The 20,864-nt window shown below is 70.0% G+C and carries 19 protein-coding genes; 10 read left to right on the forward strand and 9 right to left on the reverse strand.

Translation table 11 applies throughout. From position 1 onward, the window contains the following. The first annotated feature begins 190 nt into the window (after positions 1-190). On the forward strand, positions 191-1,015 hold the full coding sequence (locus DMP23_RS22785; protein WP_337824434.1) for an SAM-dependent methyltransferase: 825 nt from the start codon (positions 191-193) through the stop codon (positions 1,013-1,015). Positions 1,016-1,045: 30 nt separating this feature from the next. Here DMP23_RS22785 and DMP23_RS22790 read toward each other — a convergent pair whose 3' ends face one another. Next, positions 1,046-1,999, reverse strand: a complete 954-nt coding sequence (locus DMP23_RS22790; RefSeq protein ID WP_134663101.1) for a hypothetical protein — start codon at positions 1,997-1,999, stop codon at positions 1,046-1,048. A 103-nt stretch (positions 2,000-2,102) separates the two neighbouring features. On the opposite strand from DMP23_RS22790, the gene DMP23_RS22795 reads away from it, so the two are divergent. The 4 genes from DMP23_RS22795 to DMP23_RS22810 all read left to right on the forward strand — a co-directional run bounded on the left by DMP23_RS22795 (position 2,103) and on the right by DMP23_RS22810 (position 6,855). After that, positions 2,103-2,681: a TetR/AcrR family transcriptional regulator gene (locus DMP23_RS22795; protein ID WP_337824435.1), complete on the forward strand. Its 579-nt coding sequence runs from the start codon at positions 2,103-2,105 to the stop codon at positions 2,679-2,681. Positions 2,682-2,739: 58 nt separating this feature from the next. Then, a complete protein-coding gene (locus tag DMP23_RS22800; RefSeq protein ID WP_337822440.1) occupies positions 2,740-3,165 on the forward strand; it encodes a HutD/Ves family protein in 426 nt (141 codons plus the stop codon). Between the two features lie 7 nt (positions 3,166-3,172). Next, positions 3,173-4,000: an SCO6745 family protein gene (locus DMP23_RS22805; RefSeq protein WP_337822441.1), complete on the forward strand. Its 828-nt coding sequence runs from the start codon at positions 3,173-3,175 to the stop codon at positions 3,998-4,000. A 62-nt stretch (positions 4,001-4,062) separates the two neighbouring features. Continuing rightward, positions 4,063-6,855: an AfsR/SARP family transcriptional regulator gene (locus tag DMP23_RS22810; RefSeq protein ID WP_337822442.1), complete on the forward strand. Its 2,793-nt coding sequence runs from the start codon at positions 4,063-4,065 to the stop codon at positions 6,853-6,855. Between the two features lie 12 nt (positions 6,856-6,867). Here DMP23_RS22810 and DMP23_RS22815 read toward each other — a convergent pair whose 3' ends face one another. Further along, on the reverse strand, positions 6,868-8,046 hold the full coding sequence (locus DMP23_RS22815; protein WP_337822443.1) for a DUF6236 family protein: 1,179 nt from the start codon (positions 8,044-8,046) through the stop codon (positions 6,868-6,870). A 50-nt stretch (positions 8,047-8,096) separates the two neighbouring features. Here DMP23_RS22815 and DMP23_RS22820 point away from each other — a divergent pair, with 50 nt between their 5' ends. Continuing rightward, complete coding sequence (locus DMP23_RS22820) at positions 8,097-8,591, forward strand: DinB family protein (protein ID WP_337824436.1); 495 nt, start codon at positions 8,097-8,099, stop codon at positions 8,589-8,591. Here DMP23_RS22820 and DMP23_RS22825 read toward each other — a convergent pair. Next, positions 8,581-9,900 carry an outer membrane protein assembly factor BamB family protein gene (locus DMP23_RS22825; RefSeq protein ID WP_337822444.1) on the reverse strand — a complete coding sequence of 440 codons (1,320 nt, stop codon included), beginning with the start codon at positions 9,898-9,900 and terminating at the stop codon, positions 8,581-8,583. The two genes, DMP23_RS22820 and DMP23_RS22825, sit on opposite strands and share 11 nt — an antisense overlap. A 185-nt stretch (positions 9,901-10,085) precedes the next feature. Here DMP23_RS22825 and DMP23_RS22830 point away from each other — a divergent pair, with 185 nt between their 5' ends. Continuing rightward, positions 10,086-11,603 (forward strand): molybdopterin-dependent oxidoreductase, encoded by a 1,518-nt coding sequence (locus tag DMP23_RS22830; protein WP_337822445.1) that lies wholly within the window; start codon positions 10,086-10,088, stop codon positions 11,601-11,603. 64 nt (positions 11,604-11,667) lie between these two features. Then, the gene (locus DMP23_RS22835) at positions 11,668-12,330 is read left to right on the forward strand and encodes a fasciclin domain-containing protein (protein ID WP_337822446.1); all 663 of its coding nucleotides are present in this window, start codon (positions 11,668-11,670) and stop codon (positions 12,328-12,330) included. 49 nt (positions 12,331-12,379) lie between these two features. On the opposite strand, the gene DMP23_RS22840 is transcribed toward DMP23_RS22835, so the two are convergent. The 6 genes from DMP23_RS22840 to DMP23_RS22865 are packed head-to-tail and all read right to left on the reverse strand — an operon-like array spanning position 12,380 to position 18,896. Beyond that, positions 12,380-13,720 (reverse strand): MFS transporter, encoded by a 1,341-nt coding sequence (locus tag DMP23_RS22840; protein WP_037813975.1) that lies wholly within the window; start codon positions 13,718-13,720, stop codon positions 12,380-12,382. After that, positions 13,710-14,111 carry a RidA family protein gene (locus tag DMP23_RS22845; protein ID WP_134663108.1) on the reverse strand — a complete coding sequence of 134 codons (402 nt, stop codon included), beginning with the start codon at positions 14,109-14,111 and terminating at the stop codon, positions 13,710-13,712. The genes DMP23_RS22840 and DMP23_RS22845 overlap by 11 nt, the downstream gene beginning before the upstream one ends. Beyond that, positions 14,108-14,800, reverse strand: coding sequence for a hypothetical protein (locus DMP23_RS22850; protein WP_337822447.1), 693 nt, complete (start codon positions 14,798-14,800; stop codon positions 14,108-14,110). Before DMP23_RS22850 ends, DMP23_RS22845 begins: the two co-directional genes overlap by 4 nt. After that, on the reverse strand, positions 14,797-15,786 hold the full coding sequence (locus DMP23_RS22855) for a membrane dipeptidase (protein ID WP_037813984.1): 990 nt from the start codon (positions 15,784-15,786) through the stop codon (positions 14,797-14,799). Before DMP23_RS22855 ends, DMP23_RS22850 begins: the two co-directional genes overlap by 4 nt. After that, complete coding sequence (locus tag DMP23_RS22860) at positions 15,787-17,439, reverse strand: hypothetical protein (RefSeq protein ID WP_337822448.1); 1,653 nt, start codon at positions 17,437-17,439, stop codon at positions 15,787-15,789. Next, positions 17,436-18,896 (reverse strand): aldehyde dehydrogenase family protein, encoded by a 1,461-nt coding sequence (locus tag DMP23_RS22865; RefSeq protein WP_337822449.1) that lies wholly within the window; start codon positions 18,894-18,896, stop codon positions 17,436-17,438. The genes DMP23_RS22860 and DMP23_RS22865 overlap by 4 nt, the downstream gene beginning before the upstream one ends. Before the next feature lie 112 nt (positions 18,897-19,008). Here DMP23_RS22865 and DMP23_RS22870 point away from each other — a divergent pair, with 112 nt between their 5' ends. Both DMP23_RS22870 and DMP23_RS22875 read left to right on the forward strand, forming a co-directional pair. Then, positions 19,009-19,887 carry a LysR family transcriptional regulator gene (locus DMP23_RS22870; RefSeq protein WP_043828316.1) on the forward strand — a complete coding sequence of 293 codons (879 nt, stop codon included), beginning with the start codon at positions 19,009-19,011 and terminating at the stop codon, positions 19,885-19,887. Between the two features lie 7 nt (positions 19,888-19,894). Then, a complete protein-coding gene (locus tag DMP23_RS22875) occupies positions 19,895-20,797 on the forward strand; it encodes an RNA polymerase subunit sigma-70 (RefSeq protein WP_337822450.1) in 903 nt (300 codons plus the stop codon). Positions 20,798-20,864: the final 67 nt, after the last annotated feature.

A 20,864-nucleotide genomic window follows, 5' to 3' on the forward strand; every position in this document is an offset into this window, starting at 1 on the left:
ACCGCTGTTTCCCATTAACGAAAACGCGGTGGATCACGCAAGGAATATCCGCGTTGTCCAGACCACCGCCCTCGCCGGGCCGGCGGTCGCCGCCGTGCCCGTCCGGCGGGATCGGCCGGATTGGCTACGATTGGGCCACGACTGCGGGGGAGGCGGCGTGGCGCAAGGACCTGAAGAGCCCATCCCGGGCGTGGACCTCGACCGGCCCAGCGTGGCGCGGGTTTACGACTGGTATCTCGGCGGCACGGCCAACTGGGCCATCGACCGCGAGTTCGGCAAGATGGTCCTCTCCGCCTTCCCGGCCGGGATGTACTGCGCCCGGGCCAACCGCGCGTTCCTGCACCGCGCGGTGCGGCATCTCGTGCGTCTCGGCGTGCGCCAGTTCGTCGACATCGGGTCCGGCGTCCCGACGATGGGCAACGTGCACCAGATCGCCGACGAGGTCGCGCCGGATTCCCGTGTCGTCTACATCGACCGCGAACCCGTGGCGGTCGCGCATTCCCGGATCCTGCTGGAGCGCCACGGGGATCCCGAACGCCACGCGGTGATCCAGGGTGATCTTCGCGAACCGGACGAACTGTGGCAGTCCGTCGCGGACACCGGCGTCATCGATCCCGGGCAGCCGCTGGCGCTGCTGGTCACTGCGGTCCTGCACATCCAGCAGCCCGGCCCGGACGGGCGCGACCTCGGGCCGGAGGCCATCGCGCGGTACCGCGAAATGCTGCCCTCGGGGTCGTATCTCGTGCTGTCGCAGATCACCCACGAAGGATTGCCCGAGGACATCGCCAGGCAGTTGCGCGCGGTGATCCAGCTGTACGACACCAATGTCAGCAAGCACGTGCTGCGCTCGAACGCGGAAATCCGCGCGCTGTTCGGCGATTTCGAGATGCTGGACCCGGGGGTCACCTGGACCGCCGCCTGGCATCCCGAGGAAAGCGGGGTCAATACGCCGGTGGTCGACTTCGCGGATCCGAGCGAGGCGGCGATGCTGGCCGGGGTCGCGCGCAAGCCTTGATCCACGTCGAAACCGCCTCCCCCAAGCGCGTCACGGATGCAGGTCAGCCCGCAGCAGCATGGCGTTGCGAAGGATCCCGTCCGGCGGGGCGGTCGTGCCGCCGTCCGTGGTGACGTAGAAGGCTCGCCCTTCCTGACCCGGAACCCAGGCCGCGCTGGACGGCCCGACCAGGCGTTCGTCGAACGGCTCGCCCGCGATGTGCCGGACTTCGCTGCCGTGCCGCGGAATGAGCGGCACCCGGTCGAGCGTGTTGGCTCGATGCCTTGTCACGTAAGCGAATCCGGCCTCGTCGTCCAGGGCGAAGTCGTCGGCGTTGTCGATCGCGGCGACGAATTCCGCGCCACCGGCCGGGTCTAGCGTCTCTGGGTCGACCGGCACTCGCATGAAGACTTTCTGCGCGGTGGACGTGTAGTAGAGGTAGCCGGTCCGCGCGCTGTACCGGACGCCGTTGACGCCTGGCTGCCGCGGCGGGGCGATCTCGGCGTCCGGGTCGTCGGCCATGGTGTCGTGGGCCAGCCAGACCCCGGCCCGCGCACTACGGGCGTCGGCATCGAGGTCGACGCGCCAGATCAGCCCGGCGAAGCAGTCGGCGACGGCCAGCACTCCACTGCCGAGCAGGCAGCTGCCGTTGAGTGCGCGTACCCGGTCGTCGAAGGTGAAGACGACCTCCGGGGCGACCGGTTCGCCGGGCGTCCAGCCGGTGAGGTCGAGCCGCACCAGATGCGATTCGTGGGTGGTGTAGCCCTCGGTCAGGCTGAGCACGAAGACGTCCGGCCGCACCTCGACGATCCCCGTCACGGGGTGGTCGAAGCGGTGCACGAGAACGGGTCGCCGCGGCTCCGGCACGATCCACAGCTCCTGCTGCAGGAGGACGGTGACCAGCACCGAACCGTCGGAGCGGACGGCGAGGTTTTCCGGGAAGTACTTCTCCGGGAAGGACGCGACCGGGGTCAGCGTGACGTCCGGGACGGGAGTCATGGGCATGGCGGGGCTCTCCTGACGTTAAAAGAGGACGGACATCCGCTTTTCTTTTACGCTAGGCTGCCCCGGCGACGGGTGTCAAGGCGAGGAGCGGACGTTGCCGAGGGTGAGTCAGCAGTACAAGGACGACCAGCGCGGGGAAATCCTGGCGGCCGCGCGCCGCTGCTTCCTCCGCGACGGCTTCCACCGCACGTCGATGCAGGACGTCTTCACCGAGGCGGGCAAGTCCGCGGGCGCGGTTTACCGGTACTTCCCGAAGAAGGAGGACATGATCGTCGCGGTCGCCGCGCAGAACCTCGACGACGTCACCGGGGTGCTGCGCGCTGCCCTCGCCCGCGGCGGCGAGCGCGGGGTCGGCGAGGTGATGGCGGAGCTGCTGGAAGCCGTCACCGGCCTGCACCGCGACCGGGAACTGGCGAGCATGGCGGTGCTGGTCTGGTCGGAAGCCCAGCGCAATCCGGAACTCGCCGAGCGCCTCGCCGCCGCGTCGGCCGAGATGAGTGCCGAGGTGGCCGGTCTCGTGCGCAGCCGCCAGGAGGCCGGGGCCTGGACCGGTGTGCCGGCCGAGGCGCTCGCGCAGGCGATTTTGGCGCTGCTGCCCGGGTTTCTCTTCAACCTGGCACTGTCCGGACCGGACGGAGTGGCCGGATTCCCGGACGCGGTCCGCACGCTGTTGCCGCGGTGAACCCCGCTTGACGCCCGGCGAGTTTGCATCTGCCGCGGAGAACGAGTGAGATGCCCTGATGCTCAACCCGTCCGAAGTCGCCCCGGTCCCCTGGCGCAACGGCGCAGGCACCACTCGCGAACTCGCCGCCGACGCCGATCCCTCCCGGTGGCGGATCAGCGTCGCGGACCTTCTCGAAGACGCGCCGTTCTCGTCTTTCCCGGGAATCGACCGGCTTTTCACCGCTCTCGGGCCGCTCCGGCTGACCGTCAACGGGACCGTGACGGATCTCGAGCGCGGCGACCAGCTCCGGTTCGCCGGGGAGGACACGGTCAGCGTCACCCTCGATCAGCCGACCCGCGCGCTCAACGTGATGACCCGGCGCGGGCTGTACCGAGCGGAGGTCGTCCTTCGCTCCCCCGCGGAGAACGGCCCGGACGGCGCGGTCGCGTCGGTCGACCTCGGCGAGCAAATCGCCGATATTTTCCTCACCACGCTGGCATGATGCAGCGATGACCAGCACTGCCCGGCGCATGTTCGAGCTCCTGGAGCCGATCTGCCTCGTCACCTTCTTCGCCGACGAGTGCAACGAAGAACTGGCCGCGCTCGGCCACCGCACCTATTGGGACGGATACTTCGCCAGCCGGGCGGCGCCGCTGGGGCGGGTGCCGGCGGAGGTCGTCCACGCGGCGTTCTACAACTTCGCCGAAGGCGAGGCCGCGCGGCACATCCCGAGCGCGTGGGAGACGATCCCGCGCGAGGCTTCCGTCGCCGCGCGGGAACGAGGCAGCGCCGCGTCGGTGCGCCGGATCCTCGGCGACGAACTCGCCGGTTCCCCGGGTCTGGTGCGCGCCGCCGACCTGACCGCCAAAGCCGCGACGAGCGCCCCCACCGTGGGTCGGATGATGTACGCCGGGATGCGCACGCTGCCGATGCCGAGCGATCCGGTCGCACGGTTGTGGCATTCGGCGACCATGCTGCGCGAGCATCGCGGGGACGGGCACATCGCCGCGCTGGTCAGCGCGCGGATCGGCGGTGCGGAGGCGCACATCCTGTCCGCGCTGGAGATGGGCATCCACCCGCCGGAGTCGTTCGGGCGCGTGCATCACCTGCCGAAGAAGCGGCTGGCCGCGATCATGGACGGCTTGCGCGAACGCGGTCTCGTCGACGCGGAGGGTCGGTTCACCGACGCGGGCCGTGAAGTGAAGCAGCGCATCGAGAGCTTGACCGACGAGCTTGCCGCCGCGCCGTACGAAGCGCTGTCGGCGGCCGAACTCGACGAGTTGATCGCCGCGCTGGAACCGATCACGGCGAAGCTGGTGGCCGCCGGATCGCGGTGACGCGACAAGGGCCTGGCTCATTTTCGATTCATGCCCGCTCGGCAATGCTTTAGCCTCGTCCGGTGGACCGGGGAGGCTACGCGATGGCGCTGGAGTTCCGGGTGCTGGGCGAGGTCGGCGCGACCGCGGACGGCGAGGTGCTGGCGGTCGGGCACGCGCGGCAGCGGCTCGTGCTGGCCGCGTTGCTGCTCGACGCCGGGCGCGTCGTTCCGGCCGATCAGCTCGTGACCCGGGTGTGGGGCGAGCATCCGCCGTCCCGCGTCGCGAACGCGCTGCAGACCTATGTCGCCCGCCTGCGCCGGGTCCTGCATCCGCACGGCGGCGGGATCGAACGGCGGTCCGGCGGATACGTCATCCCGCTGCCCAGTCCGGACGCGCTCGATCTGCACCAGTTCACCGACCTGGTCGGCCAAGCCCGCGCGACCGCCGACGACGCCGAAGCCGCGCGGCTGTACGAACGCGCCCTCGACAGGTGGCAGGGCGACGCGTTGCTCGGGGTCGATTCGGCGTGGGCCGACAACGTCCGGCATTCCCTTGCCCGCCAGCGCACTGCCGCCGAACTCGACTACGCCGACCGGCAGCTGCGTCGCGGACAGCACGGCACCGTCCTCGGTCTCCTGGCCCGGCGCGCGGACGAATACCCGCTGGACGAACGCATCGCCGCCGCCCTCATGCGCGCCCTGCACCACAGCGGCCGCACCGACGAAGCCCTCGCGCGCTACCAGCGCACCCGCACGATGCTCGTCGACGAACTCGGCGCCGACCCGTCGCCGCACCTGCGCGCGGTGCACGAGGAAATCCTCGCCGCCCAAACTCCCGGCCCCGCACCGCTCCGGGCGTGGGCCGCGCCGGTCCCCCAGCAACTCCCGTCCCCGCCGCCGCGATTCGCCGGTCGCGAAGACGAACTCCGGCACCTCGACACCCTCGCCGAACCACACGCCACGGTGCCCATCACCGTCCTGCACGGCGGTGGCGGAATGGGCAAAACCGCCCTCGCGCTGCACTGGGCCCACCGGCAAGCGACTGCGTTCCCGGACGGCCGCCTCTACGTCGACCTGCGCGGCTTCAGCCCGGACGGCGACCCGACCGCGCCCGACGTCGCGTTGCGGGGTTTTCTGCACGCGCTCGGCGTCACCGGCTCCGCCATCCCGGCCGAACCCGACGCGCAGACCGCGCTCTACCGCACCCTTCTCGCCGGAAAACGCGTCCTCGTCGTCCTCGACAACGCCCGCGACCCCAGCCAGATCACGCCGCTGCTGCCGGGCGAGCCGAGCTGCGCCGTCGTCGTGACCAGCCGCAACCGCATGACCAGCCTGACCACCACGCACGGCGCCACCCCGCTGGCGGTCCGGCCGCTGCCCGCGGCACACGCCCGAAGCGTCCTGATCGACCGGCTCGGCCCGGACTACCTCGACGCCGACCCCGACGCCGCCGAACAACTCGTCACCCGCTGCGCCGGTTCTCCGCTGGCACTGGGAATCCTGGCCGCCCGGGCCGCCGAACACCCCGATTTCCCGTTGGCCGCGCTGGCCGCCGAACTCACCGACGTGAGCGCGCTCGACGACGGCGATGCCAGCGTCGCCGCAGTCCTGTCGTGGTCCTTGCGCGCTCTCCCGCCGCAGCACGCCGAGGTGTTCGAATTGCTCGGTCTCGCCCCCGGGCCGGACATCAGCGTCCGCGCGGCCGCCAACCTCACCGGCTTGTCCCCGAACGCCACTGCGGCGATTCTCCTTGCGCTGGAACGGGTTTCACTGGTGGAGCAGGACGCGCCCGGCCGCTACCGGATGCACGACCTGGTCCGCCTCTTCGCGAGGACCCACACCAGCCTTTCCGCCGAGGCGCGCACCGCGGCGCTGGTACGCGTCATCGGCTACTACACCGGCACCGCGCTGGCCGGAAACCGCGTCCTGCATCCGCACGGCGTCCTCCCACCCGGCATCGACACCGGACACGACCATCCCTATCCGCATCCGCCGGCGAGCACCGGCGAAGCTCTCGACTGGTTCGACGCGGACCACGATTGCCTTCTCGACGCCCAGCGCGTCGCCTCCGCACACGGGTGGCACGAACCCGCGTGGCAGATCGCTTTGGCGCTGACCGCCTATCACTACCGGCGCGGATTCCTGCACGAAGACCTCGCGGTCTGGCCCATCGCGGTGCAAGCCGCCGACGCGCTCGGGACTTCGGAAACCCGCGTCCTCGCGCACCGCCGCTACGGCCTGGCCTGCGCCCGCGGGGCCCGGCACGACGACGCCCTCGCCCATCTGGCCGAAGCGCTGGACCTGGCCGACCGCGGCGAGGACCAGCGCGTGCGGGCGATCATCGAACACGACCTCGCCCAAACCTGGGAACTGCACGGCGACCAGCGCGCCGCGCTCGAACACGCCCAGCGCTCGCTGGAACTGTTCCGCCCGCTCGGCAATCCGGTGTGGGAAGCGCAGGCCCAGAACGGCGTCGGCTGGTATCTCACCCTCCTCGGCCAGCACGAGCAGGCCCGGCCCCACTGCGAACGCGCGCTCCAGCTGTACCGGACTGCGAACCACCCGGCGGTCGCCGACGTCCTCGACAGCCTCGCGCACATCGCCCACCACACCGGCCGCCACATCGACGCCATCGAGCACTATCGCGAAGCGCTTGCGCTGTACCGGGAATCCGGCAACACCTATCTGGAAGCCGACACCCTCGAACACCTCGGCCACACCCACCGCGCAATGGGCGACTCTGCCGAGGCTCGCTCGGTGTGGCAGCTAGCGCTCGATCTTTTCCGCGCCCAAGGCCGGTTCGCGGAGGTCAACGGGGTGGAAACGGCGCTGGCTCGGCTCGATGCCGGGAAGACCCGGTCCGCGCCGCACTGAACCGCGCGTCCCCTAGCGATCGCGCCGCAGCAGCGCGCGTCCGGTGAGTTTGCGGTCCGCCGCAAGCAAATACGCCACCGGCGATTGCGCCACCTGTTGCCGCCGCGCCTTCGTCTTCCCCGCGAGATAAGGCACGAGCGTCACGGCGACCGCGGCACCCGCTACCGCAAGCTGTCCGCCCGCCGCGGCGACGCTGCCGAGCACGGTGCCTGCCGCCGCGTTGAGGTCGATCTTCTGCACCAGTGTTCCCGCGGACGCCTCGATGCCCATGCCGCGCAACGCTTTGCGGAGTTCGTCCAGCTGCGGCCGGGTCCGGGTTTCGTACAACGCACGCAGGTGCGCCGCCGCCACTTCCAGGTTCTCCGCTTCCGCGGCGGCTTGCAGTTCCGGGCCGAGGCTCGCCACGTGCGCTTGGAACGCGGCGAGTTCGGCCCGGTGCTTTTCCCGGAAGCTGATGAGCTTTTCCGCCGGCACCCGGTCCACATGGGACGGTTCGAGCACCGTCTCGAGCGCGATCTGCAGGTAGGCGCTGGAAACGTTCTCCACCGCCGGCACCGGAACGTGCTCGTCGAACACCAGCGACACCAATCGGTCCAGCGCACCGGTCGCGTGATGCATGCGCGGGTCGTCGGTGACCGGCGACAGCGCTTCGCGGTGGCTCATCGCGTCGGCCAGCACCGCGAGGTAGATGGAGGCCAGCTCCGGGTCGAGACCGACCCACTGTCCGTCCATCGGCACCGCGAGGCCGAGCCGGATCAGCCCGTCCCGGAGCCCACCGGTCATTTTCGCGCCCGGCCCGCCGACCGGGACCGCCGTCAGCACCTCGACCGGCGGCGGCCCCATCACCATGTGCTGGGTGATCGGCGGCGCGTACCCTCGCCAGCCCGGCCCGCTCGGGTCTCCGTCGCACGCCCGCGGCTCGTCCAGCCCGTAGCGGTCGAGCAGGCGGCCGGGATCGGCATCGAAAATCTCGCCGAACGACTCGGCGACGACGTTCAGCACGGCGGCGCTCGGCGCGGTCTCCACGAGGAAATCGGTCTCCCCGCGGAGACGGCGGACGAGGTCCCCGTCGCGGTCCGGCGCCGCGGGCGGGCGCATCCGGGCCAGCCGGTCCCAGGTCAGCAGCGCGAGCTTGAGCCAGTTGTCGTTCTGGAAGTGCGTCCACGGGTAGTACAGGCCGAGCGACGGCATGCCTGCTCCTTCACCTGGATTCCGACATCCGGCAAGCTGGGTCCGTGCCCATGGAATCAGCGATCGACAACCACGCCAAGGCCCAGTTCGACTACTTCATCGACGAACACCGCGAAGCGCTCCAGCACTGCCTCGACGGGCTCACCGAGGAGCAAGCCCGCCGGTCGCTCGTGCCGTCGAAGACCACGCTGCTCGGGCTGGTCAAACACGTGACCTTCGTGGAGAAGGTCTGGTTCGACGAGGCCGTCACCGGGCGTTCGCGCGCCGAGATCGGGATCCCGGAGACGCCCGACGAATCGTTCGTCCTCACCGACGACGACACCATCGCGTCCATTCAGCAAGCGCACCGCGAGGCGTGCGAAGCCGCCCGTGCAGCCACCGCGTCGCTCGAACTGACCGACATCCTGCCCGGCAACCGCCGCGGCCCGCTGCCGCTGCGGTTCGTCTACCTGCACGTGCTGCGCGAACTCGCACAGCACTGCGGGCACGCAGACATCCTCCGCGAGCAGATCCTCGCGGAGGATGGCGCGACGGCTACTTCTTGACCGGATAAGCCTTCGGCGAGCCGTCCTGGTCGACGCCCGCCGCGGCGTACTTGCTGACCCAGTCCGGCACGAAGCCCACCTCGGTGGACAGGTCCTTGCCGGTCTTGGCGTCGAGGACGATCGGCTGCCTTCCGTTGGTGTAGCCGTACAGCGCGCCGTGCCAGGCGACGGTCAGGCCGCCCGGCGCGACGCGGTTCGCGGCCTGGTCCGGAAGGCTCCACAGTTTGGTCCCGGCCTTCGCATCGTACGCGGTCAGCACGCCGGAGTCGGTGCAGGCGAGCACCGACTGCTCGTCGTACAGGCAGTCGCCGTAGGAATCGGGGCCGAGGTTCCGGGTGCCTTCCACGGAGAACTTCTCCGCGCCGGTCGCCGCGTCGAGGAACTTCAGGAAGGCGTGGCCGCTGCTGTACTCGTTGGCCTTCAGGACCACCATCGCCGGATCGGCGGGCAGGATCTCGACCGCGCTCGATTTGGCGGCGCCGACCCATTTCTGCTGGCCGGTGGCGATGTCGAGCGCGGTCGCCTGGACCATCGACTCGTTCTCGGCGACATTCGAGTCGACCCCGACGACGACGTCGCCGTTCACGCTGCCCGCGTCGTAGTCCTTGCGCACCCACAGCTGCTTCCCGGTCGCCGGGTCCAGCGCGACGGTGAGGTTGCCCTCCGACTGCGCGAAGCTGGCGACCACGGCCTTGCCGGTGGCCGCGACGACGTGCGTGACCGAACGGTCGCCGCTGATCCCGTACTGGTCGTCGGCGATCTTGGTGTTCGTCTGCCAGACCTTGGCCCCGGTCTGCGGATTCACCGCGATGACGGCGAGCGCGAGGTAGCCGGGCGTCGTGCCCTGTTCGGGCATCCGCAGCGGGACGGCTCCGACGGCGAGCTGGTCGGTGACCAGCGGCGGACGCGGTCCGCTCTGCTCGACGAACGGGCCCTTGTGCGCGTTCGGGTCGGCGGCCGGGCCCTCGATCCTGGTGTTCCACTTCTCCCGGCCGGTGAGGACGTCGACCGCGCTCAGCGATTCGGGGGCGATGATGTAGCCGGTGCGGTCGCGCAGCGTCATGAACTTCGACGTGACCGAGCCGCCCATGTTGGCCTGCAGCGCCGTGCGGGGCAGCGCGACGCCCTTGCTCATGTCGAACGCCATCGGCGGATCGGCGGTGACCGCTTCCGGCTCGGCGGACGACGCGGGCGGCTGCCCGGCCGGTCCGGCCTGGTCGGTGGGCAGGGCCGGGGCCGCCCCGCCGCCGCACGCGGCCGTGGCTGCCAGCACCCCCAGACAGGCCGCAGTGATCAACATTCGCCGCATCGGTGTCCCCATTCTCCCGAATGACTGCTCCATCCGGGATCGTCCGGGAATTTAGCCGACGGAACGGCCGCTTGCGCACGAAATCACGCAAATGCGCCGAGAAAGGCGCCACAGGCCCGAGCGGACCCCCGGACGGGTGACGCATACCCACCCATCCGCGCCCGGTCCGGCTGCGAATGCCTGGCATGACCTCCCGTCTGCGGTTCCTTCCGGCAGCGCTGTGCGGCGTGCTCGCCTTGCTCTCGGCGCTGGCCGCCGGGCACCTGGCTGCATCGTTCGGCAACGTCAACGCCTCGCCGTACCTCGCGGTCGGCAACGGAGCCATCGACCTGACGCCGCTGCCGCTGAAAGACTTCGCGGTGCGGACCTTCGGCACCTACGACAAAGCCGTCCTGCTCGGCGGCATGGCGGCGGTGCTGGTCGTCGTCTCCGCGGCGGCGGGGCTGCTGTCCCGGCGGAAGCCGTGGCCGGGTGTCGCGATCATTGTCGCGTTTGGACTGATCGGCGGGGTCGCGGTGGCCGCGCGGCCGGATCTGACCGCGGTCGCGTTGCTGGCTCCGCTGGTCAGTCTCGTCGTCGGGGTCGCGGTTTTCCTGCTGCTGCACCGAATCGCGGCGCGACAGCAGGCGACGGATTCGTCGCGCCGGTCGTTCTTGCTCGGCAGCGTCGGCACGGTCGTCGGGGCCGGAGTTCTCGGCGGTGCCGGGCAGGCCATCAGCGGAACGAGAGATGCCGCGGCGTCCCGGGAGGCGGTCGGGCCGCTCGTGCCCGCGGTTTCGGCTCCGCCCATTCCCGCCGACGCGGATTTCGCCAAACTCGGCACCCCGGCGTTCCTCACGCCCAACCGGAACTTCTACCGCGTCGACACCGCGTTGTCGGTTCCGCAGGTGCGCACCGAGGACTGGAGCCTGCGGATCCACGGGATGGTCGACCGGGAAATCCGGTACCGCTACCGCGATCTCCGCGACCGGCCGCTGGTCGAGCGCACGGTGACGATGACGTGCGTGTCCAACGAGGTCGGCGGCGACTATGTGTCCACTTCGAACTTCGTCGGCGTCGATCTCGCGGATCTGCTGGCCGAAGCCGGGGTCCAGCCGGGCGCGGAGCAGCTGTTCTGCTCCAGTGTGGACGGTTGGACGTCCGGCACCCCGGTCGCGGCCGCGCTGGACCGTTCGCGCGGCGCGATGCTGGCGATCGGGATGAACCGCGAACCGCTGCCGCTGGAACACGGTTTCCCCGCGCGGCTGGTCACTCCCGGGCTCTACGGGTACGTCTCGGCGGTCAAATGGGTGGTCGACATCGAGGTCACCACGTGGAAGGCCCGGCAGGCGTACTGGCTTCGCCGCGGCTGGGGCGAGCAGGCGCCGGTCAAGACCGAATCCCGGATCGACACGCCCAAGGGATTCGCCACCGTTCCGGCCGGGGCAGTGCGGATCGCCGGCGTCGCCTGGGCCCAGCACACCGGGATCGCCAAGGTGGAGACCAAAGTGGACGGCGGACCCTGGCAGCCGGCCACCTTGTCCGCCGAGGTGAACCGGAACACCTGGCGGATGTGGTGGACCCAGATTTCCGTCAAGCCCGGCACGCACCAGGTTTTCGTGCGCGCGACCGACAACTCCGGCTACACCCAGACCGAAGCCCGCGCCGGAACCGTGCCCGACGGGGCGACCGGATGGCATTCCACGACTTTTATCGCTTCCTGACCAATCCGGTGCCGGGCCGGCGCCGAATCCCTGTCGAACAATCCACTGTGAACGGAGAATTGCCGTGAAGACCCTTCGCCTCGCCGGTATCGGCGCCGCTGCCGCCCTCGCCCTCACCGCGTGCGGCACCAGCACCGACAACAACGCCTCGGGCAGCTCCCCGTCGGCGATGCCCTCGTCGATGCCGTCCTCGGCGCCGATGTCCAGCAGCGACTCCGGTGTCACCACCAACGCCGACGTGTTCGGCCCCGCGTGCTCCCAGCTCCCGCAGGGCAGCGCGCCGGGTTCGCTCGACTCGATGGGCCCGCAGCCGGTCGCGTCCGCGGCCTCGACGAACCCGCTGCTCACCAAGCTGGTCGCGGCGGTCAAGGCCACCAACCTGGTCGACACCCTCAACAGCCAGCAGGCCATCACCGTCTTCGCCCCGGCCGACCCGGCGTTCAACGCGCTCGGCGACGCGAAGTTCAAGGAACTGGCGGCCAACCCGAACCAGCTCGCGCCGATCCTGCAGTACCACGTCGTCGGCAAGCGCTACGACGCCAAGGGCCTCGCCGCTGCGGGCACCGTGACCTCGCTCAACACCGCGGGCGGCCCGCTGAAGATCGAGGGTTCGGGCGAGAACATGACCGTCAACGGCGCGAAGATCCTGTGCGGGAACATTCCGACCAAGAACGCGACCGTGTTCGTCATCGACAAGGTCCTCACCCCGGGCACCAACAAGAACTGAAGCCACCGGGCCCGGCGCGCCTCCCCGGCGCCGGGCCCGGTTTCCCGTTCTAGCTGAGCGAAGAAGCCACGTGCAGATCGACGTTCTTGGTCTCCGGGGCCATGAACGCGCTCACGATCGCGCCCAGCGCGGCGATTCCGGCGGCGATGTACATCGTGGCCGACAATCCGAGATTGGTGAGCGCCCACGGTGTCGCGAAGGTGCCGACTGCCGCGCCGATCCGGCTGATCCCGGTGCAGAGCCCCACCGCCGACGCGCGGACCTCCGTCGGGAACAGCTCGTTCGGGTAAATCCATTCCAGAATGGACGGTCCGCCGTTGAACACCGCGTACACCGCGAAGGCGAGCGCGATCAGCCACAACGCGGCGCCCGGTTGCAGACCGAGATAGAACAGTCCGGCCGCGGAAATCGCGAAGCCCCAGATCAGGACGGGACGGCGGCCGAGCCGGTCCACCAGCAGCAGCGCGGCGATATTGCCGACGAAGAAGAAGAAATTGATCAGGCCGTAGCCGAGGTGCGACAGGTTTCCGCCGCCGAGGTTGAACAGTTCGAGGATCTGCGGCCCGAAGGCGTAGATCGCGAACAACGGGACGACCGTGCACGTCCAGAAGATCGAGATGAACACGACCCGCTTGAGATATCCGCCGCGCCACAACGCGGACATCGGGGTTTTCGTTTCGGCTTCCGGGAGATCGTCCAGTGTGGCGTGCTCGCCGATCGTCGTGCGCAGCACCTCCAGCGCTTCCGCGTCGCGGCCCTTGCTGTGCAGCCAGCGCGGCGATTCCGGAATGCTGGTGCGGGCGATCACGATCAGCAGCGCGGGCACCGCCGACGACAGCAGCATCCACTTCCAGCCCTGGTCCACGTTCAGCAGGAAGAACCCGACGAACGCGGCGACGGTGGCCCCGACGAACCACATCGCGTTCAGCCCGCCGACCAGCCGCGCCCGCCACGCTTTCGGCGCGAATTCGGTGACCAGCGCGGTCGCGATCGGATAGTCCGCGCCCACCGCGATGCCGATCAGCAACCGCAGCACGAACAATTGCGCGGCGTCGGCGACGAAGAACTGCAGCACCGAGCACACGATGATCGCGATCAGGTCGATCGTGTACATCAGCTTCCGGCCGATCCGGTCGGTGAGCGGGCCGAACACCGCTCCCCCGATGAACACGCCGACCAGCGCGGACGCGCCGATCAGGCCGGACCACAGCGAGTCCATCTGCCACTGCGGGCCGATCTGCACCAGCGCGATGCCGATGATGCTGAGGATGTAGCCGTCCAGGAACGGCCCGCCGGACGAGTACAGCGCGAGCTTGCGGTGGAACCCGTTGAGCCGGGCCGAATCCAGGGTCGCCCGAACAGCGTTGTCCGGTGCGCGGTCAGTCTTCATGTCGGTTGGTCTCCTCGCTGCCGACCGCCGCCACGGCGTCGATCTCGATGCGTTTCGTCCCCCGGAACCCGGCGACCTGGACCGTGGTCCGCGGCGGCAGGTCGATGCCGGCGAAACGGTCGAGGTAGGCCTGGTGGTAGGCGTCGAACTCGCCGAGGTCGGCGAGGAACACCGTCAGTTTGAGCAGCGTGCGCAGGCTCCCTCCCGCGGCCCGCAGGGTGTCCTCGAGGTTGTCGAGGGCGACCCGCACCTGCTCGTCGATTCCTTCCGGGACGCTGCCGTCCCGCCGTGCCGGGACCTGCCCGCACGCCCAGATCACCCCGCCGAACACGGCGGCTCCGGCGTAGGGCCGCGGTCCGTGCGGATGCGCCACTAGCTCGCGCGAGGTCATCGGCCCTCCCGGTGGTCCGGAATCAGGAACCCGCGCGCGATCGAGTACGCGAGAGTCCACAATGGAGTTTTCACGGACACGCCATGGGTGACCGCTTCGCGATGTCGCTGTTTCCGTTCCGCCGCGGTGGAAATAACCTGCGCGTCCGGCACCTCGGACAGCGGGCGGATCACCAATCCCGCGACCGGCGGACGTGGTTCGGCAGCGGCGGGGAGCCGCAGCAGATCCCCGCCGGGCGTGACGACTGTGCGGTGTCCACCGTCCGAAAGGGACAGTATCCGCCCGGCCCGTTCGGCGATGTCCAAAGCAGCCCAGTCCAGTACCGGACTGCCCGCCATTCCCGGCACGACCAACGTGCCCACCACGGCGGCCGTTTCGCAGGCGGGCACGAAAGCCTGCAGCGGGCCGCGCGAAGCCGGGTCGTGCGCCACGGCGTACCCGTCGCAATGTTCCAGCCGGAGACCGACCCGTCCGGCCGGGATCCGGGCCGTCTCGATGGTCAAGGCGTCGAGCCCGGCAGCCTCGTGGATCTCCGCGGTCGCGACGACCTCGGCCAGGTGCTCCGCCTCGCCGCTGCTCAGCCCCGAAGCCCGCAAGGCGCGCAGGGAAACCTCGTGGATCTCCCGGACCGAAACCCTAGTCTGCACGATTTCGGCCGCCGAGACGCGCTCGGCCCTCGCCGCGGTCATTGCCCGGCTCCAGGGAAGACCGTGTCGAACAGCCGGAGCCAGTTGCCGCCCAGCACCTGCGCCACGACGGTCTCGTCCAAGCCCACTTCCAGCAATCCTTCGGTGAGCACCGGGAAATCGGCCGGCCCGCCGAACCAGTTCGGCCACACCGGCCACTGCGGCTCCACCGGCACCGCCGACGCGGGCCGCCACCGGCCGTTGCGCAGCCAGGCGACGTAGTCCTGCGACCAGTTCCGCGTGCAGTCGCTGCCGAGCGCGACGTGGTCCGGCCCGATCCGCTCGACCAGCCCCGCGACCATCTCGCAGAACTGCCGCCGGGTCGTCTTCTCGCCGCCGATCACGTTGGGGTACAGGCAACAGCCGAGCACTCCGCCGCGCGCGGCGAGCGCGTCGATGACGTCGTCCGGCTTGTTGCGCGGCGAATCCGCGAAGGACAGCGGGTTCGCGTGCGTGATCGCGACCGGCCCGGCCGAGGCGTCGATCGCGTCGCGGCTCGTGCGGTTCCCGACGTGCGACAGGTCGACCAGCATCCCGACGCGGTTCATTTCCGCGACGATGAACCGGCCGTACGCGGTGAGCCCGGAATCGTGCTCGTCGTAGCAGGCGCCGCCGACAAGGTTCTGGATGTTGTAGGTCAGCTGCGCGATGCGCACGCCGAGCCGGTGGAAGACCTCGACCATCCGGTAGTCGTCGCCGAACGGCGAGGTGTTCTGGAAGCCGAGCAGCACGGCGAGCCTGCCGTCGCGCTTCGCCTGCCGGATGTCGTCGGCGTTCCCGGCGAGGACGACCAGATCGGCGTTGTCCCGCGCGAGTTCGTACCAGTCCGCGACCGCGCGCAGCGTTTCCTGCGGGCCTTCCCAGACCGCGCAGGTCGCGTTCACCCCGGTGACGCCGCCCGCTTTCAGTTCCTCCAGGACTTTGCGGTCCCAGTTGTTGATCTGCAGTCCGTCGACGACAGTGAGGTCGCCGTGCTCCAGGGGGTCCACTCAGGACTCCTTTCCGGGCTTGCGGGTGAACAGCCAGTCGTCGTCCACTCCGGACTCGACGTCGCGCGCCCGGGGCGCGCCGGAGAACAGCGTGACGCGCAACCAGTCGGTCGATTGCGGGCTGTAGTTCTCCATGCCGTAGAGGGCGAGCTGGAATCGCTGCAGGTGCAGCGGGAGGAAATCGTCGGCGAGCAGGTTCGCGCGGACCTCGCCGTAGCGAAGCCCGGCGACCGACTGCACGCGCGCGACGATTCCCCGGTGCCACGGGAATTCCAGCAGGAACTCCGCGACCGAACGGCCCGCGTCGGCGGCGGCCAGGTCGTGCCGGAGGGCGTGCACGGCGCGGGCGATGTCGATCGGGTGTTCCATCGATTCGCCCGGGTCCTGGCCGCGGTTGCCGCGCCGGGGTTCTTCGTTGTCCTCGGCGGAGAACCAGAACCTCGCTTGCTCGTTCGGGTCGGTGAAGTCGAATTCGCGGGTCCAGTCATACCGGTCGGCGAGCAGGTCGCGCAGCTCGCCGCAGGACTGGGCGAGGTCGACGCGCCGTCGTTGGTCACAGGTCAGCAGGTGCTCGATCTCCGAGTCGAGCGAGTCGTCCAGTTCGACCAGGACGGTGTGCAGCACGGCCCGGGCCTCGGCGCCGAACTCCGCGGCTCGGTCGTCGAGGTCCCGCCACCGGAAGCCGCCCGCGGGGAATTCGCTGAGCAGCGAGGCGATTCCGGCGAGACGTTCAGCCAGTTCGGGGCCGGTCAGGTACGGCGCGGTCGTCAGGGTGTCGCGTTCGGCGAAGTACCGGCGGGCGCGGTCGAGCAGTTCGCCCGCCCGCCGGACCGCACCGGCGTCCGCCTCCGCGTCGAGGGCATGGGCCAGCGGGAGTTCCCTCGCCGAGCACCAGGCGTCGAGGATGTGCGGATGGTTCACCACGAACGGGACCATGCCGAGTCCGGTCGCGTTCCCGAGGCCGAGATACCGCCGCCAGTCGCCGGAAAGCTTTGCCGCGGCAGGGTTACGCCGGGCGGCGCAATGCTCGACCAGGTCGTAGCTGAACTCGCGAAGCAGCCACGCGGCCAGCATTTGCGCGCGATACGGCACCCGTAGCGGCGGAATTTCGGCAAGCCGGTCGAAGTCAGCGAGACCGAACTTTCCGTTGCTGTAGAAGGCAGTGCTGCGCAGGATGTAGCAGTTGTCGCCCATCGTGGCGCAGTCTGGCTGTTCACCGGCGGCCAGTTGAGCTGCGACGTACTCGAAGAACCGTTCGCTCCGGTTCGCCCGAGTCCACACGAGCGTGGCGGCGTCGGCTCGGCCAGCTTCCTGCCGTGGTACTTCACGACGCAGCTCTGCCATCCGAGTGTCCGGAACTGGGCCTTCCACCAGCGCGGCAGTAACATCCCACCGCTTCGCGATCACGCGGTCAGTGCGCTCGTTTTCCTGCAGTACCGTGGAAAACACCGTGAAGTGCAGCAGAGTGCCGCCCGCATCGATCCGGTACACCGCCTCGCCGTGGCCGCTGCCGTCGAACTCCCACCGGGTGCGGGACACTGCCCAGCGTTCCCGAGCCGCCTGGCGGAGGAACGACCGCGCGAAGCTGTGCCGGGTGTAGCGGGCAGCGCCCAGTTCCGCCGGGGCGAGCGCGGTGTCCGCGGGCCGGGTCACGATTGTTCCCGGGGCGCGGACGTCCGCAGGTACGCGGTTTTGGTCCAGGTGAAGAACTCCGCGGCGGATTCGCCGTTCTGCTCGCGGGGCGCCGGGAACGACGAGTCCTTGAGACCGCCGAACGGCGCGTGCACCTCGGACCCGGTGTTCGGCGCGTTGACCTTCACGATGCCCGCGTCCAGGTCGCGCAGGCACTGCCGCACCGCGCGCTCGTCGTCGGTGAACACCGCCGCGGTGAGCCCGAACCGGGTGCCGTTCGCGAGCCGGATCGCCTCGTCCAGGTCGGCGGCGCGCAGCACGGTGGCGACCGGGCCGAACACTTCCTCCTGGCTGATCGTCAGTTCGGGCGTCCCGGCCAGCAGGGTCGGCGCGACGAACGCCCCGCCCTGCGGGCAGTCCGCGCGGGCCAGCACCGTCGCGCCCTCGTCGACCGCCTGCTGGATCGCGCCCTCGACCTCTTCCGCCGCCCGGGCGGACACCAACGGCCCGATCTCGACTCCCGGCGTCGTGCCCGTGCCGACCACGAGGCCCTTGACCCGCGCGGACAGCTCGGCGACCAGCCGGTCGTAGGCGTCCCCGACCGCGATGATCCGGCGGGCGGCCGTGCACTTCTGCCCGGTCCCGCTCATCGACGCGGTGACCAGCGCCGCGGCGGCCTGGGCCGGGTCGGCGTCGGGCAGGACGATCGCCGCGCTGTGCCCGCCGAGTTCGAGCTGTACCTTCGCCCCGCGCGGCACGACCGCGGCCTGGATCGCCCGGCCCACGGGCACCGATCCGGTGAAGGTGACGCCGGACAGCTCCGGCCGTTCCACCAGCTCAGCGCCCAGCGATCCGGGCGCGAGCAGCAGGTTGAGCACGCCGTCCGGCACCCCGGCCTCGATCAGGATCTCGGCGAACGCGACCGCCAGCGCGACCGTGTCGCTGGCCGGCTTCCACACCACGGAGTTGCCCCACAGCAGCGCGGGCGCGAGCTTCCACGTCGGGATCTGCACCGGGAAGTTCCACGGCGTGATCACGCCGACGACACCCAGCGGACGGCGTACGGTCCGCACGACCTCGTCCGGGTTGCCGGAGGGGTAGAGCACGCCGTCGGCACTGCGCGCCCGGCCCGCGTGATAGTGCAGCGTCTCGACCGAGGCAGCCACCTCGCCGCGCGATTCCGCCAGCGTCTTGCCCTGTTCGCGGGTCATCAACGCGGCCACCGATTCGGCGCGCTGGGCGAGCAGTTCCGCCGCCCGCCGCAGCACGAGACCGCGCGCGATGGTGCCCTGGTGATCCCACTCCGGCTGCGCCGCCACCGCCGCGCGCACCGCCTCGTCCAGCAGTTCCGGACCGGCCGTCCGGTACTCGGCCACGATCTGCGCGGGATCCGCCGGGTCGATACTCCGCGCGACCGGTCCGTCGCCGGGAACCCACCGTCCCGCTACGAAGTGCTGCAACGACAATGCGTGATCCACGGGTGCTCCTCGACGTTCGCGACGGTGCTTGTCGTCCATGACGCTAAGTCGCGCGGAACACAGAGTGAAGTATCTATTGCCTACTCACTGATAAGGAACCATTATCAGCGGCGTGGAACTCCGCCAGCTTCGCTACTTCGTCGCGGTCGCCGAGGAACGCAGCTTCCGCCGCGCCGCCGAACGGCTGCACCTCGCCCAGCCCGCGCTCAGCCAGCAGATCGCGAAGCTGGAGAAGGAGCTGTCCGTGCGGCTGCTCCTGCGGACGACCCGCAGCGTCGAGCTGACCGAACCTGGCCGTGTGCTGCTGACCGAAGGCCGTCGTGTGCTCGCGGACAGCCAACACGCCCTCACCGCGGTCGCCCACGCCGCACGGGGCGAACTCGGACTGCTGCGGATCGGGTTCGTCAGCTCAGCGGCGCTCGAAATCGTGCCCGCCACGGTGCTGGAAATGCGCCGGCAATGGCCGAACGTCCGATTTGAACTGACCGAATCGACTACGGACGCGCAAATCGCCGCGCTCGGCGACGGTCAGCTCGACGTCGGCATCGCCCGCGAGGTCGGCGAAGCCGCCGGACTGACTGTGCACCCCCTGGGCCGCGAACGGCTGATCGTGGCCGTGTCCGAGACGCATCCGTTGGCGGACAAGGAAACCGTCGAGATGGCGGAACTGGCCGACGAGCCTTTTCTCGCCTTCCCGCGCACGCGCGTCTCGCGGCTGCACGACCACATCGAGACGCTGTGCCTGCGCGCCGGATTCCGGATGCGCGTGGTCCAGGAAGCCGTCCAATTCCCGACCATGCTCGGTCTCGTCGCCGCCGACACCGGCATCGCGATCGTGCCCAACGCCTTACGCGCCTTGCAACTGCCCGGACTGCGCTACCTCACCCTCACCGACCCCGGCGCGTTCTCCACCGTCTCAGCGATCTCGCGCACCGACCACGAGAACAACCCCGTGGTCGACCGTTTCCTCAGCGTCGCACGTGCCGGATGATGACGCGGTGGACTTCGAATCGCACCGCGGCGAACTGACCGCTTACTGCTACCGGATGGCCGGCTCGTTCCACGAGGCCGAGGATCTGGTGCAGGAAACGCTGCTGCGCGCGTGGAAAGCCCGCGACCGGTACGACCCGGCCCGCGCTTCGGTCCGGACCTGGCTGTACCGGATCGCGACGAACGTCTGCCTGACCGCGTTGGAAGGCCGGGCCCGGCGTCCGTTGCCCTCCGGTCTCGGCGCCGCCAGCGACGATCCGGGCGCGCCGCTGCAACCGGCGATGGACATCCCGTGGCTGCAGCCGTTCCCCGACGCCCGCTGCGATGCCGACACCCGCGCCGGACTGCGGCTGGCGTGGGTCGCCGCGACCCAGGTCCTCCCGGCGCGGCAACGGGCGGTCGTCGTGCTCCGGTCGGTGCTCGAATTCAGCGCGGCCGAGGTCGCCACCCAGTTGGAGACGACCGTTCCGGCGGTCAACAGCGCACTGCAACGCGCCCGCGCCGCGCTCGCCGACGCGGGCGCGATGGACGAGATCGCCGAACCGGACGACGCGGAAACCCAGGCCGTGATCGACCGGTACGCGCAAGCCTTCGAGGCCGCCGACGTCGAGGCGCTCGTCCGGCTGCTCACCGACGACGCGATCCTGGAAATGCCGCCGGTCCCGCTCTGGTTCCGCGGCAGCGACGACTACGGCCGGTTCATGCACCGGGTCTTCGAAATGCGCGGCGTCGGCTGGACCGTCCGCGGCCTCACCGCCAACGGGCAGCCCGCGCTCGCCGCCTACACCCCCGACGGCCAGTTGCACACTCTCCAGGTCTTCACCGTCGCCGACGGGCGGATTTCGCACAACGCCGTGTTCGCCGATCCGCGCGTTTTCCAGGCATTCGACCTGCCGGCGAAGATTTTTTGAGATTCGCCGATGAGTTCGGCCGGGGCCGCCGGTAAGTACTGGCGACACCGATTGAAGGGATCTCCGC

Source organism: Amycolatopsis sp. A1MSW2902, from assembly GCF_017312175.1.
Taxonomy (GTDB): Bacteria; Actinomycetota; Actinomycetes; order Mycobacteriales; family Pseudonocardiaceae; genus Amycolatopsis; species Amycolatopsis nivea.